Origin of the sequence: Streptomyces sp. NPDC014991 (genome assembly GCF_043080665.1) — a bacterium.
In the GTDB taxonomy this organism is placed as follows: Bacteria; Actinomycetota; Actinomycetes; order Streptomycetales; family Streptomycetaceae; genus Streptomyces.
This window is the reverse complement of sequence record NZ_JBIBVY010000010.1, coordinates 179,710-193,436: the sequence shown is the minus strand read 5'-3', so window position 1 is coordinate 193,436 and position 13,727 is coordinate 179,710. Positions and strand designations below refer to the sequence as shown.

Here is a 13,727-nt window from a genome sequence, read left to right as displayed (position 1 = left end):
ACGAGTGGTCCAGACCTTTCTACTCTCGCAGCACTCGGGCATGGAGGCTCAGTCATGCCCCTGACACCCCCGACGACGAGGGAGGCGCAGCATGCGCTTCAGACACAGAGCCGCGGCAGGGTTCGCGACCCTGTTGCTCCCGCTGGCCGGCCTGGTAGGCCTCGCGAGCCCCGCCCAGGCCGCGAGCAACGCCACCGCCACCTACACCAAGGCCAGCGACTGGGGCACCGGCTTCGGCGGCCAGTGGACCATCAAGAACACCGGCAGCTCCAGCATCAGCTCCTGGACCGTCGAGTGGGACTTCCCCTCCGGTACGTCCGTCACCTCCTCCTGGGACGCGGACGTCACCGGCTCCGGAACCCACTGGACCGCGAAGAACAAGTCCTACAACGGCAGCATCGCCCCCGGCGCCTCGGTCTCCTTCGGCTTCAACGGCGCGGGCTCCGGCTCCCCGTCGAACTGCAAGCTGAACGGCGACAGCTGCGACGGCACGACGGTCCCCGGTGACGCGGCCCCCTCCGCGCCCGGCACCCCCACCGCCTCCTCCGTCACCGACACCTCGGTGAAGCTCGGCTGGAGCGCGGCCACCGACGACAAGGGCGTCAAGAACTACGACGTCCTGCGCGACGGCAAGGTCGTCGGCACGGTCACCAGCACGTCGTACACCGACACCGGTCTGACCGCCGGCACCGACTACTCCTACACCGTGCAGGCCCGCGACACCGCGAACCAGACCGGACCGGTCAGCGGCGCGGCCAAGGTGCACACCACCGGCGGCGGCACCACTCCCCCGCCCACCGGTGACAAGGTCAAGCTCGGCTACTTCACCGAGTGGGGCATCTACGGCCGGAACTACAACGTCAAGAACCTGGTGACGTCAGGCTCCGCGGCCAAGATCACGCACATCAACTACGCCTTCGGCAACGTCACCGGCGGCAAGTGCGCGATCGGCGACTCCTACGCCGACTACGACAAGGCCTTCACCGCCGACCAGTCGGTCAGCGGCGTCGCCGACACCTGGGACCAGCCGCTGCGCGGCAACTTCAACCAGCTGCGCGAACTGAAGGCCAAGTACCCGAACATCAAGGTGCTGTGGTCCTTCGGCGGCTGGACCTGGTCCGGCGGCTTCGCGGACGCGGCCAAGAACCCGGCGGCCTTCGCCCAGTCCTGCTACGACCTGGTCGAGGACCCGCGCTGGGCCGACGTATTCGACGGCATCGACATCGACTGGGAGTACCCGAACGCCTGCGGTCTGACCTGCGACACCAGCGGGGCGGCGGCCTACAAGAACCTGATGTCCGCCCTGCGCGCCAAGTTCGGCTCGAACAACCTGATCACCGCGGCCACCACCGCCGACGGCTCCGCCGGCGGCAAGATCGAGGCCGCCGACTACGCGGGCGCCGCCCAGTACGTCGACTGGTACAACGTGATGACGTACGACTTCTTCGGTGCCTGGGACGCCAAGGGCCCGACCGCCCCGCACTCCCCGCTCACCTCGTACAACGGCATCCCGAAGGAGGGCTTCACCACCGCAGACGCGCTGGCCAAGTTCAAGGCGATCGGCGTCCCCGCGAAGAAGCTGCTCATCGGCATCGGCTTCTACGGCCGCGGCTGGACCGGCGTCACCCAGGACGCCCCGGGCGGCACGGCCACGGGCCCGGCGGCCGGCAGCTACGAGCAGGGCATCGAGGACTACAAGGTCCTGAAGTCGTCCTGCCCGGCCACCGGCACCGTCGCCGGCACCGCCTACGCCCACTGCGGCAGCAACTGGTGGTCGTACGACACCCCGGCCACCATCAAGTCGAAGATGGCCTGGGCCAACAGCCAGGGCCTCGGCGGCGCGTTCTTCTGGGAGTTCAGCGGTGACACCAGCGACGGTGAACTGGTGAGCGCCATCAGCAACAACCTGTAACAGAGCGTCCGGGCGGCATCGACGCTCCCCCGGACCTCGTCCGGGACGCGACCCCACCCCAGCGGGTGAACGAGGTTACGCCACGTTCACCCGCTGTCCGGGTGGGGCTGCTTCCAGCCACGCGAGAAATCCGGTCAGCGCGTCTTCGCTCATCGCGAGTTCGAGGTGCGCGCCCCGGTGCGTACAGGCCAGCACCACCGCGTCGGACAGCAGCGCCAGCTCCTCCTCGCCCTCGGGCAGCCGGCGGCCGGCCACCTCGATCTGCGCGCGCTCCAGGACGCGGCGGGGACGGACGGCGTAGGAGAAGACCCGGTACCACTCGATGCGGTCACCGTTGTAGCGGGCGACCCCGTAGCTCCAGCCCTTGCCGCCCGCGTCCGTCTTGTCGGGTACGCCCCAGCGCAGCGAACAGTCGAACGTACCACCGGAACGCTGGATCAGCCTGCGGCGCAGCCCGAACAGGAACAACCCCACCGCCACGAGCGCGACCACGATCCCGCACACAGTCAGAGCGAGGATCATCGGCACCGACCTCCTCGTCTCTCAGGCAGTGGCACCGCTGGTGTCACTGAGTAATGAAACGGAAAAAACATCCGCAGCTGCCTCAGCCGCGACCGGCACCGGATTGCTCCGGGCCGGCCGCGGCTGAGAGACGTCAACGTACAGCGCGGCTGGTTCAGCGCGCCGCCGCCGCGCGCAGTCGGACGTCCGCACGGCGCTCGGCACCGGCGTCGCCCTCCGCCTTCGCGCGCTCCAGCTCCCGCTCCGTGCGCTGGACATCGATCTCGTCCGACAGCTCGGCGATCTCGGCCAGCAGCGACAGCTTGTCGTCCGCGAACGAGATGAAACCGCCGTGCACCGCGGCGACGACCGTCCCGCCTTCACTCGTACGGATGGTCACCGGGCCCGACTCCAGCACACCGAGCAGCGGCTGGTGACCGGGCATGACGCCGATGTCGCCGGACGTGGTGCGCGCGACGACCAGGGTGGCCTCGCCGGACCAGACCTGGCGGTCGGCGGCGACCAGCTCGACGTGCAGCTCAGCAGCCAAGGGTGGCTCCTCGGGTCACCACCCGGCGGTAGTGCCGGGTGTTGGGGTCAATTCTAGTAGGCGTGGGTGAGGGGGCGGGACGCGCCCGCCCCCTCACGTGAGCACGAGGCTCAGGAGACGCCCAGCTCCTTGGCGTTGGCCTTGAGGTCCTCGAGGCCACCGCACATGAAGAACGCCTGCTCGGGGAAGTGGTCGTACTCGCCGTCGCAGATCGCGTTGAACGCGGCGATCGACTCGTCGAGCGGCACGTCCGAGCCGTCCACGCCGGTGAACTGCTTGGCGACGTGGGTGTTCTGGGACAGGAAGCGCTCCACACGACGGGCACGGTGGACGACGAGCTTGTCCTCCTCGCCCAGCTCGTCGATACCGAGGATCGCGATGATGTCCTGGAGGTCCTTGTACTTCTGGAGGATCGTCTTCACGCGCATGGCCGCGTTGTAGTGATCCGCCGTGATGTAGCGGGGGTCCAGGATCCGGGACGTGGAGTCCAGCGGGTCCACGGCCGGGTAGATGCCCTTCTCCGAGATCGGACGGGAGAGAACCGTCGTCGCGTCGAGGTGGGCGAAGGTGGTGGCCGGGGCCGGGTCGGTCAGGTCGTCCGCGGGGACGTAGATCGCCTGCATCGAGGTGATCGAGTGACCGCGGGTCGAGGTGATGCGCTCCTGGAGGAGGCCCATCTCGTCGGCCAGGTTCGGCTGGTAACCCACCGCGGACGGCATACGGCCGAGCAGCGTGGAGACCTCGGAACCGGCCTGCGTGAAGCGGAAGATGTTGTCGATGAAGAACAGCACGTCCTGCTTCTGGACGTCACGGAAGTACTCGGCCATGGTCAGGCCGGCCAGCGCGACGCGCAGACGGGTGCCCGGGGGCTCGTCCATCTGGCCGAAGACCAGGGCGGTCTTGTCGATGACGCCCGAGTCCGACATCTCCTCGATGAGGTCGTTGCCCTCACGGGTGCGCTCGCCGACACCGGCGAACACGGAGACACCGTCGTGGTTGTTGGCGACGCGGTAGATCATCTCCTGGATGAGCACCGTCTTGCCGACGCCGGCACCGCCGAACAGACCGATCTTGCCGCCCTTGACGTACGGGGTCAGCAGGTCGATGACCTTGACACCGGTCTCGAACATCTCGGTCTTCGACTCGAGCTCGTCGAAGTTCGGCGCCTTGCGGTGGATGGACCAGCGCTCGCCGTCGTAGGACTCGTCGACGTTCAGCACCTCACCGAGGGTGTTGAACACCTTGCCCTTGGTGAAGTCACCGACCGGGACGGTGATGCCCGTGCCGGTGTCGGTGACCACGGCCTGGCGGACCAGGCCGTCGGTGGGCTGCATCGAGATCGTGCGGACCAGGCCGTCACCCAGGTGCTGGGCGACCTCCAGGGTCAGCGTCTTCTTCTCGCCCGCGTTCGCCGGGTCGGCGACCTCGACGTGCAGGGCGTTGTAGATCTCCGGCATCGCGTCGACGGGGAACTCCACGTCGACGACCGGGCCGATGACCCGGGCGACGCGGCCCGTAGCCGTCGCGGTCTCAACAGTGGTGGTCATTATCGGTCACTCCCCGCGGTCGCGTCGGCCAAGGCACTGGCGCCACCGACGATCTCGCTGATTTCCTGGGTGATTTCGGCCTGGCGGGCCGCGTTGGCAAGGCGGGACAGCGTGTTGATCAGCTCGCCCGCGTTGTCGGTGGCCGACTTCATCGCGCGCCGCGTGGCGGCGTGCTTCGAAGCGGCCGACTGGAGCAGCGCGTTGTAGATACGGCTCTCGACGTAGCGCGGCAGCAGGGCGTCGAGGACGTCCTCCGCCGACGGCTCGAAGTCGTACAACGGGAGGATCTCGCCCTGGGGGGCGCTCTCCCGCGCGACCTCGTCGAGACGCAGCGGCAGCAGCCGGGCGCCGAGCGCCGTCTGCGTCATCATCGAGACGAACTCGGTGTAGACGATGTGGAGCTCGTCCACACCACCCTCGGCCGTGTCCTTCTCGATCGCCTCGATCAGAGGCGCCGCCACCTTCTTGGCGTCCGCGTACGTCGGCTCGTCGGTGAACCCGCTCCACGTCTCCGCGATCTTGCGCTCACGGAAGTTGTAGTGGGCGGCACCGCGCCGGCCGACGATGTACGTGTCGACCTGCTTGCCCTCGCGCTCCAGGCGCTCGGTCAGCTGCTCCGCCGCCTTGATGGCGTTGGAGTTGAAGGCGCCGGCCAGACCGCGGTCACTCGTGAGGAGCAGGACCGCGGCGCGTGCCGGGTCCTCCGCCTCCGTGGTGAGCGGGTGCCTGGTGTTCGAACCCGTACCGACCGCCGTGACCGCGCGCGTCAGCTCGGTCGCGTACGGCGTGGAGGCCGCCACCTTGCGCTGCGCCTTGACGACGCGCGAGGCGGCGATCATCTCCATCGCCTTGGTGATCTTCTTGGTCGCGCTGACGGATCGGATGCGACGCTTGTAGACCCGGAGCTGGGCTCCCATGAGTCAGGTCCCTTCCTTACGTCACTTGGCGGCAGCGGCAGGAGTGTCCTCGCCGAGCAGCTTGCCGTCCGAGGTCTCGAACTGCTTCTTGAACTCCGCGATGGCGTCCGCGATGGCCGTGAGCGTGTCGTCGGACATCTTGGCGCCCTCGCGGATGGAGGTCATGAGGCCCTGCTCCTTGCGGTGCAGGTACTCCAGCAGCTCCTTCTCGAAGCGGCGGATGTCGGAGACCGGCACGTCGTCCATCCGGCCGGTGGTGCCGGCCCACACGGAGACGACCTGGTCCTCGGTGGACATCGGCTGGTACTGGTCCTGCTTCAGCAGCTCGACCATGCGCTGACCGCGCTCCAGCTGCGACTTCGAGGCCGCGTCCAGGTCCGAACCGAAGGCGGCGAACGCCTCCAGCTCACGGAACTGGGCGAGGTCGACCCGCAGACGGCCGGAGACCTGCCGCATCGCCTTGTGCTGCGCGGAACCACCGACTCGGGAGACGGAGATACCGACGTTCAGCGCGGGGCGCTGACCGGCGTTGAACAGGTCCGACTCCAGGAAGCACTGGCCGTCGGTGATGGAGATGACGTTGGTCGGGATGAACGCCGAGACGTCGTTGGCCTTCGTCTCGACGATCGGCAGACCGGTCATCGAGCCGGCGCCCTCGTCGTCGGAGAGCTTGGCGCAGCGCTCCAGCAGACGCGAGTGCAGGTAGAAGACGTCACCCGGGTAGGCCTCACGGCCCGGCGGGCGGCGCAGCAGCAGCGACACGGCGCGGTAGGCGTCGGCCTGCTTCGACAGGTCGTCGAAGATGATCAGGACGTGCTTGCCCTGGTACATCCAGTGCTGGCCGATGGCCGAACCGGTGTACGGCGCCAGGTACTTGAAGCCGGCCGGGTCGGACGCCGGGGCGGCGACGATGGTCGTGTACTCCAGGGCGCCGTTCTCCTCCAGCGCGCGGCGCACGCCGGCGATGGTGGAGCCCTTCTGGCCGATGGCGACGTAGATGCAGCGGACCTGCTTCTTCGGGTCGCCCGTGCGCCAGTTGTCGCGCTGGTTGATGATCGTGTCGACGGCCAGGGCGGTCTTGCCGGTCTGGCGGTCACCGATGATCAGCTGACGCTGACCACGGCCGATCGGGGTCATCGCGTCGACGGCCTTGTAGCCCGTCTCCATCGGCTCGTGCACCGACTTGCGCTGCATGACCGTGGGGGCCTGCAGCTCGAGGGCGCGGCGGCCGTCGGTCTCGATCTCGCCGAGGCCGTCGATCGGGTTGCCGAGCGGGTCGACGACGCGGCCGAGGTAGCCCTCGCCGACCGCCACGGAGAGGACCTCACCGGTGCGGTGCACCGGCTGACCTTCCTCGATACCGCTGAACTCGCCGAGGACGACCGCACCGATCTCGCGCTCTTCCAGGTTCAGCGCGAGACCGAGGGATCCGTCCTCGAACTTCAGCAGTTCGTTCGCCATGGCCGAGGGCAGGCCCTCGATCTTGGCGATACCGTCGCCGGCGACGGTGACCGTACCGACCTCCTCGCGCGAGGCCGCGTCCGGCTTGTACGACTGGACGAAGTTCTCCAGCGCGTCCCGGATCTCCTCCGGCCGGATCGTGAGCTCCGCCATCTGGGTTCCCTGCTCTCCTTGTTGGGCCCGAAGTTTCACTTTGGGGGGTGGGGACTCCCCCCGACAGGAGGTGAATCCTCTGCACGGCCCAACCAGGGCCGTAATTACGTTCTGTTTTTCTCGGGGATGCCGAGGTGCTGCTAGCTCGCCATGCGACGGGCGGCCTCGTCCAGCCGGTCCGCGATGGAGCCGTTGATGACCTCGTCACCGACCTGCACCCGCATGCCTCCGACGACCTCGGGGTCGACGTCGAGGTTCAGGTGCATCCGACGCCCGTAGAGCTTGGTCAGGGCGGCGCCGAGGCGCTCCTTCTGCCCGTCGCTCAGGGGCACCGCCGAGGTGACGACGGCGACCACACGGTTCCGGCGCTCCGCGGCGAGCCTGGACAAGGACTCCAGTCCAGCCTCCAGGCTACGTCCACGCGGCGCGGTGACGAGGCGCGTCACCAGTCGCTCGGTGGCGCGCTTGGCCCGCCCGCCGAGGAGCCGGTGCAGCAGCTCGGCCTTGGCCGGGGCGCCGGCGGCGCGGTCGGTGAGCGCGGCGCGCAGTCCGGTGTCGGAGGAGACGATCCGGCCGAACCGGAACAGCTCGTCCTCGACGTCGTCGAGGGTGCCCGTCTTCTCCGCGGCCGTGAGGTCGGCGATGTCCGCCAGCTCCTCGACCGCGTCCACCAGGTCGCGGGACCGCGACCAGCGGGACCGGGCCACCCCGGACACCAGGTCGGCGGTGCTGCCGCTGACCTGGCCGCCGATCAGGCGCTGGACCAGCTGCGCCTTCGCCTCCCCGGGCTGCGCCGGGTCGGTGAGGGCCCGGCGCAGGCCGGCCTCGCGGTGGAGCAGCGCGGTGACGGCCGCCAGCTCGTCGGCGAGCTGCGCGGCGTCCACGGCCGTGGAATCCGTCAGCGCGTCGAGACGCCCACGGGCGGCTGCCAGGGCCTCGCGGCTCGCTCCGTTCATCGCGTGGCCTCGGCCTTCTCCTCGAGCTGGTCGAGGAAGCGGTCGATCACACGGCTCTGACGGGCGTGGTCCTCGAGGGACTCGCCGACGAGCTTGCCGGCCAGGTCGGTGGCGAGCTTGCCGACGTCCTGGCGCAGCGCGGACGCGGCGGCCTTGCGGTCGGCCTCGATCTGGGCGTGACCGGCGGCGACGATCTCCTCGCGCTGCCGCTGGCCCTCGGCCCGCATCTCGGCGATGAGGGTCGCACCCTGCTCCTGCGCCTCCTGGCGCAGGCGCGCGGCCTCGTGCCGGGCCTCGGCGAGCTGGGCCTTGTACTGCTCGAGGACGCTCTGGGCCTCGGTCTGTGCGGCCTCGGCTTTCTCGATACCGCCCTCGATGGCCTCGCGACGCTCTTCCAGGACCTTGTTGATGGTCGGGAGGAGCTTCTTGGCGAGGAAGATGAAGACGATGGCGAAAGCGATCAGGCCGATGACCAGCTCTGGAATCTCGGGGATCAGAGGATTCTGGGCCTCTTCTGCCGCCACCTGTACCAGGGCGTTCACATCAGTGCCTTCCGTCTAGGGGAGTTGCGTCGAAACGCGCTTCAGCTGCGGAAGAGGAAGCCCATGACGATACCGATCAGCGCCAGGGCCTCACAGAAGGCGAAACCCATGATCTGGTTGGCGCGGATCAGACCGGCCGCCTCGGGCTGGCGGGCCAGGGCCTGGGTGCCGTTACCGAAGATGATGCCGACGCCGATACCGGGGCCGATCGCGGCGAGGCCGTAGCCGATCGAACCGAGGTTGCCGGAGAGGCCGTCGGCGGCGAGGGTCTGGAGAGCGGACATGCCGGTTCTTCCTTCTCTTTCATATACCGGTGGGGGTTGGCCACCGGACGTCGGTTGGACAGGGAGGGCGAGGCGGCTCAGTGGTGCTCGGCGAGAGCGCCCTGAACGTAGTTGCAGGCGAGGAGCACGAAGACATACGCCTGAACTGCCTGGATAAAGAGCTCGAACGCGGTGAGCAGGATCGTCATCACGAACGAGGCGCCGGCGTAGACGATGCCGATGCCGTTCAGCAGGTAGTAGCTGCCGATCGTGAAGGTCAGCAGAAGCAGGTGACCGGCGAACATGTTCGCGAAGAGTCGTACGGCGTGGGTGAACGGCCGAATGATCACGTTCGAGAAGAAGTCGATGACGACGATCACCGGCAGTACGGCGCCGAGCGACTTGTCGTAACCGGTGATGTTCTTCATGCCCCCGACGAAGCCGTGCTTCTTGAACGTCAGGTACATCCACATGAAGTAGACGATGGCCGCCAGACCCGCGGGGAACGCGATCATGGAGGTCACCGGGAACTGCGCCAAGGGGATGACGGACCACAGGTTCATGATCCAGATGAAGAAGAACAGCGACACCATGATCGGTACGTACTTCTCGCCCTCGCGCTTGCCGAGGGTCTCGTAGACGATGCCGCGGCGCACGAAGTCGTACCCGGCCTCGCCGATCATCTGGACCTTGTTGGGCACCAGCTTGGGCTTGGCGAACGCCGCCCAGAAGAAGCCGACGATCGCGATCGTGCCGAGCAGGGCGAGGAGCATCGGCTTGTTGAACTCGAACCCGCCGACACTGAAGAGCGGCTCGAAGACAAAGGAATGCAGGCCGGGAGCCGGGAATCCACATCCGGAGAAGATGTGGCAGTCGGACTCGAAGGCGAGCACCTGAGTCGGGTCAGCACTCACCGCGGGCTCCTTCATCGTGGCGCATAGGTACGGCAACCTCGTTGTGTCGGCGCGGCACGGGGCCGCGGTTCGGCACGGGACTGGTGTTACGGATGTGGGGGCGGCTGTGGGGCATCTTGCCTCGCGATTGAACAGGCGTCAGCTGGGATGCCCGCGCCCGCGATGCCGCAGTTGGCACCGGACGATAGCAGGATCTCTCATGCGCCTTTATCCCGGCCCTACCCCTCACGACGAGTGGCCCGTCTTCTCGGGCTTGCCGCCCTTCGACGAGACATCGGGTTCGACGTAGAGGATCTTGGCCTTCATGTGGGCACGCGTCTGTGCAGTGATCCAGGCCAGGGTGGTGACCACGAGCACGATGGCGAAGGCGCGCGGATTGAACAGCGTGCTGTCCCTGAACACGGCCACGAAGACGACCAGCAACAGCAGCTGGACCGTGTAGAGCAACAGGCCCACGCCCTGGAACAGCTGGGGAAGCGACCTGGCAGTGCGCTGCAGGACGTAGAGACCGAGTCCCATGAAGACGAACACGACCAGCGTCGCGACGACGGCCCCGATCGCTCCCTTGCCGCCCGCGACCACACCGCTGACGACAGCGGCGATCGCGCCGACGACAGCCGTGGGCACGGCGGCCTGAGCCAGGATGCGGGCGTCATTGGACGGCATGGCGGCAACTCCGCTTTCACAGGGGGCAGGTGTCGTCATGGACGAGCGTAGTCCCGGGCCGAGGGGGTCGAGACCTCACACCGACGGACCGTCGCACTGGGTCCTTCGGCTCTATCCGGGGTTCTCGTGAACCGTATCACAAACTATTTGATGAGGTCTTTACCTGGTTGGTGTGCTTGCTGTCACACATGAGAGTGACGGCGCCCGTGTGTGCAGAAACCGAGCCGACTTGTCTGGTATGGGGGATTTTCCTCCCCCACGACTTGGCAATGCTCTAGTCAGATTCTTACCTTGCCACGTAGGCACGACAAGGGGCCGCGGGGGCGAGCGCCCCACGGCCCCGGGCCGTGCACATGCGTTCCTAGGCCGCCGAACCCTCCTCGGCGGACTCGCGGGCAGCCAGCTCGAGCGCCTCCTCGATGAGGGTCTCCACGATCTTCGACTCGGGCACGGTCCGCACGACTTCACCCCGGACGAAGATCTGTCCCTTGCCGTTGCCGGAGGCCACGCCCAGGTCCGCCTCCCTGGCCTCACCCGGACCGTTGACCACACACCCCATGACGGCGACCCGCAACGGGATCTCCATACCCTCGAGGGCGGCGGTCACCTCGGCGGCCAGGCGGTAGACGTCCACCTGGGCCCGGCCGCACGAGGGGCAGGAGACGATCTCCAGCTTGCGCGGACGCAGCCCGAGTGCCTGCAGGATCTGCGCGCCCACCTTGACCTCCTCCACGGGCGGCGCCGAGAGCGACACCCGGATCGTGTCGCCGATGCCCTGCCGGAGCAGGGCACCGAAGGCCACGGCCGACTTCACGGTGCCCTGGAAGGCCGGGCCGGCCTCGGTGACGCCGAGGTGCAGGGGGTGGTCGCAGGCCTCGGCCAGCAGTTCGTAGGCGCGGATCATCACCACCGGGTCGTGGTGCTTCACCGAGATCTTCAGGTCGTGGAAGCCGTGCTCGGCGAAGAGCGAGGCCTCCCACAGCGCCGACTCCACCAGCGCCTCGGGAGTCGCCCTGCCGTGCTTGGCCAGCAGCCGGGCGTCCAGGGAGCCGGCGTTGACCCCGATCCGGACGGGGGTGCCGCGGTCCTTCGCGGCGCGGGCGATGGCTGCCACCTGGTCGTCGAACTTCCTGATGTTGCCCGGGTTCACCCGGATCCCCGCGCAGCCGGCGTCGATGGCGGCGAAGACGTACCTCGGCTGGAAGTGGATGTCGGCGACGACCGGCAGGGACGACTTCGCCGCGATGACGGGCAGCGCGTCCGCGTCGTCCTGCGACGGGCAGGCGACCCGGACGATGTCGCACCCCGCGGCGGCCAGCTCGGCGATCTGCTGGAGGGTCGCGTCCACGTCGGCCGTGACCGTGGTGGTCATCGACTGCACGCTGACGGGGAAGTCACCGCCGACGCCCACATCGCCCACGCGCAGCGCGCGGGTCCTGCGGCGCTCCCCCAGGGTCTGCTGCGGCACGGCGGGCATCCCGAGCTGGACGGTCATTCTCCGCTCCTCCTGATCGGCGTGATGGGCGTGATGGGCGTGATCGGCGTCGCGTCCTCGGGTCGCCCCAGTGCCCGCAGGGCCCTGCGCAGGATCCCCTCGGCCGTGAGACCGCTGCGCGCGAGGATGTCCTCGCGCCGCCCCTGGGCCAGGAACCGCTGCGGCAGGCCCATGACCTGGACCGGACGGCGGGCCCCGGCGTCCGTGAGCGCCTGGGCGAGGGCGGCCCCGGCACCGCCGGCCCGGCCGCTGTCCTCGACGCTGACCACCGCCCGGTGCGCCAGCCCCAGGTCGATCAGCTCGGGCGCGACCGGCAGGATCCAGCGCGGGTCCACCACGGTGACCCCGACGCCCCGCCGCCGCAACAGCTCCGCGGCGTCGAGGCAGACCGGGGCGAGCGGGCCGGCGGACACCAGGAGCACGTCCGAGCGATCGCCTGAGCGGTGCAGCACGTCGATGCCGGCGATCGTGTCCACGGCGGGTACGGCATCGGGCACCGCTCCCTTGGGGAACCGCACCGCGGTGGGTCCGTCGCCGACCGCGGCCGCCTCGCGCAGCGCGCGGCGCAGGGTCGCGGCGTCACGGGGGGCGGCCACGCGCAGTCCGGGTACGAGCGGGAACAGGGACAGGTCCCACATGCCGTTGTGGGAGGGGCCGTCGTCACCGGTCGCCCCTGCCCGGTCCAGCACGAAGGTGACCGGCGCGCGGTGCAGCGCGACGTCCATCAGCAGCTGGTCGAAGCCCCGGTTGAGGAACGTGGCGTAGACGGCCACGACCGGGTGCAGACCGCCGAGCGCCAGTCCGGCGGCCGAGGTGACGGCGTGCTGCTCCGCTATGCCCACGTCGAAGGTCCGATCGGGGAAGCGCCGGGCGAACTCGGTGAGCCCGGTCGGCTCCAGCATCGCCGCGGTCAGGGCGACGATGTCCGCTCGCCGCTCGCCCAGGTCTGCCAGTTCCGCCTCGAACACCGAGGTCCACGACGGCCGGTTCGCCTTCGGCGGGCCGCCCGCGGCGGGCCGGGCGCGTACCGCGTGGCAGCGGTCTGCCTCGTTCCGCTCGGCCGGGGCGTGTCCGCGGCCCTTCTCGGTCACGCAGTGCACGACGACCGGCCGGCGCAGGGCGGCGGCCCGGCGCAGCGCCTCCTCCAAGGCCTCGACGTCATGGCCGTCGACGGGCCCCAGCCGGGCCAGCCCGAGGTTCTCGAACACGCCGGGCGGGGTGGCCGCCCCGCCGTCGGCCCGGTGGGCCGCCAGATGGTCGGCGATCCCGCCGACCGTCGGCGCGTAGCTGCGCCCGTTGTCGTTGAGGACGATCACCACGGGCCGGCCGGGTGCCGCCGCGATGTTGTTGAGCGCCTCCCAGGCCATGCCGCCGGTGAGGGCGCCGTCGCCGATCACGGCGACGACCGCCCGGTCGGTGACCCCGCGCAGCGCGTGCGCCTTCGCCAGGCCGTCGGCGTACGACAGGACGGTCGAGGCGTGGGAGTTCTCGATGACGTCGTGCGGGGACTCCTCCCGCGCGGGATATCCGGACAGCCCCTCGGGCTGGCGCAACGCGTCGAAGGCCCCGGCACGGCCGGTGAGGATCTTGTGCACGTACGTCTGGTGGCCGGTGTCCCACAGCAGGGTGTCGCGGGGCGAGTCGAAGACGCGGTGCAGGGCGAGGGTCAGTTCCACCACGCCCAGGTTGGGTCCGAGGTGGCCTCCGGTGCGGCTGACCTTGTCGACGAGGAACCGGCGGATCTCCCCGGCGAGTTCCCGCAGCTGCTGCGTGGTCAGGGCGCGCAGGTCCTCGGGGCCGCGCAGCGCGGCGAGGGAGGCGAGGGGGTGGTCGATGTAGGTGGTCATGGC

At 69.1% G+C, this 13,727-nt stretch carries 13 protein-coding genes; 1 reads left to right on the top strand and 12 read right to left on the bottom strand.

Annotated features, from left to right (window positions below; genetic code table 11):
• Positions 1 to 91: 91 nt before the first annotated feature.
• Complete coding sequence (locus ACF1BE_RS18015) at positions 92 to 1,912, top strand: glycosyl hydrolase family 18 protein (RefSeq protein WP_392199996.1); 1,821 nt, start codon at positions 92 to 94, stop codon at positions 1,910 to 1,912.
• A 75-nt stretch (positions 1,913 to 1,987) separates the two neighbouring features.
• On the opposite strand, the gene ACF1BE_RS18010 is transcribed toward ACF1BE_RS18015, so the two are convergent.
• From ACF1BE_RS18010 to ACF1BE_RS17955, 12 genes are all read right to left on the bottom strand, one after another.
• A complete protein-coding gene (locus tag ACF1BE_RS18010) occupies positions 1,988 to 2,434 on the bottom strand; it encodes a DUF2550 domain-containing protein (RefSeq protein WP_392199995.1) in 447 nt (148 codons plus the stop codon).
• A 154-nt stretch (positions 2,435 to 2,588) separates the two neighbouring features.
• Positions 2,589 to 2,963, bottom strand: a complete 375-nt coding sequence (locus ACF1BE_RS18005; protein ID WP_121786871.1) for a F0F1 ATP synthase subunit epsilon — start codon at positions 2,961 to 2,963, stop codon at positions 2,589 to 2,591.
• 110 nt (positions 2,964 to 3,073) lie between these two features.
• Complete coding sequence (gene atpD / locus ACF1BE_RS18000) at positions 3,074 to 4,510, bottom strand: F0F1 ATP synthase subunit beta (protein WP_392199994.1); 1,437 nt, start codon at positions 4,508 to 4,510, stop codon at positions 3,074 to 3,076.
• Positions 4,510 to 5,427: a F0F1 ATP synthase subunit gamma gene (locus tag ACF1BE_RS17995; protein WP_392199993.1), complete on the bottom strand. Its 918-nt coding sequence runs from the start codon at positions 5,425 to 5,427 to the stop codon at positions 4,510 to 4,512. Before ACF1BE_RS17995 ends, atpD begins: the two co-directional genes overlap by 1 nt.
• A gap of 21 nt (positions 5,428 to 5,448) precedes the next feature.
• A complete protein-coding gene (gene atpA, locus ACF1BE_RS17990) occupies positions 5,449 to 7,041 on the bottom strand; it encodes a F0F1 ATP synthase subunit alpha (protein WP_392199992.1) in 1,593 nt (530 codons plus the stop codon).
• A gap of 140 nt (positions 7,042 to 7,181) precedes the next feature.
• On the bottom strand, positions 7,182 to 7,997 hold the full coding sequence (locus ACF1BE_RS17985) for a F0F1 ATP synthase subunit delta (protein ID WP_392199991.1): 816 nt from the start codon (positions 7,995 to 7,997) through the stop codon (positions 7,182 to 7,184).
• Positions 7,994 to 8,530: a F0F1 ATP synthase subunit B gene (locus ACF1BE_RS17980; protein WP_392200054.1), complete on the bottom strand. Its 537-nt coding sequence runs from the start codon at positions 8,528 to 8,530 to the stop codon at positions 7,994 to 7,996. Before ACF1BE_RS17980 ends, ACF1BE_RS17985 begins: the two co-directional genes overlap by 4 nt.
• Before the next feature lie 50 nt (positions 8,531 to 8,580).
• Entirely contained in the window at positions 8,581 to 8,823 is a 243-nt protein-coding gene (gene atpE, locus ACF1BE_RS17975; protein WP_358784185.1) for an ATP synthase F0 subunit C, read from the bottom strand.
• 77 nt (positions 8,824 to 8,900) lie between these two features.
• Positions 8,901 to 9,731, bottom strand: a complete 831-nt coding sequence (gene atpB / locus ACF1BE_RS17970) for a F0F1 ATP synthase subunit A (RefSeq protein ID WP_392199990.1) — start codon at positions 9,729 to 9,731, stop codon at positions 8,901 to 8,903.
• 210 nt (positions 9,732 to 9,941) lie between these two features.
• Entirely contained in the window at positions 9,942 to 10,382 is a 441-nt protein-coding gene (locus ACF1BE_RS17965) for a hypothetical protein (protein ID WP_392199989.1), read from the bottom strand.
• Between the two features lie 361 nt (positions 10,383 to 10,743).
• A complete protein-coding gene (gene ispG / locus ACF1BE_RS17960; RefSeq protein ID WP_392199988.1) occupies positions 10,744 to 11,877 on the bottom strand; it encodes a flavodoxin-dependent (E)-4-hydroxy-3-methylbut-2-enyl-diphosphate synthase in 1,134 nt (377 codons plus the stop codon).
• Positions 11,874 to 13,724, bottom strand: a complete 1,851-nt coding sequence (locus tag ACF1BE_RS17955; RefSeq protein ID WP_392199987.1) for a 1-deoxy-D-xylulose-5-phosphate synthase — start codon at positions 13,722 to 13,724, stop codon at positions 11,874 to 11,876. Before ACF1BE_RS17955 ends, ispG begins: the two co-directional genes overlap by 4 nt.
• Between the last annotated feature and the right edge of the window lie 3 nt (positions 13,725 to 13,727).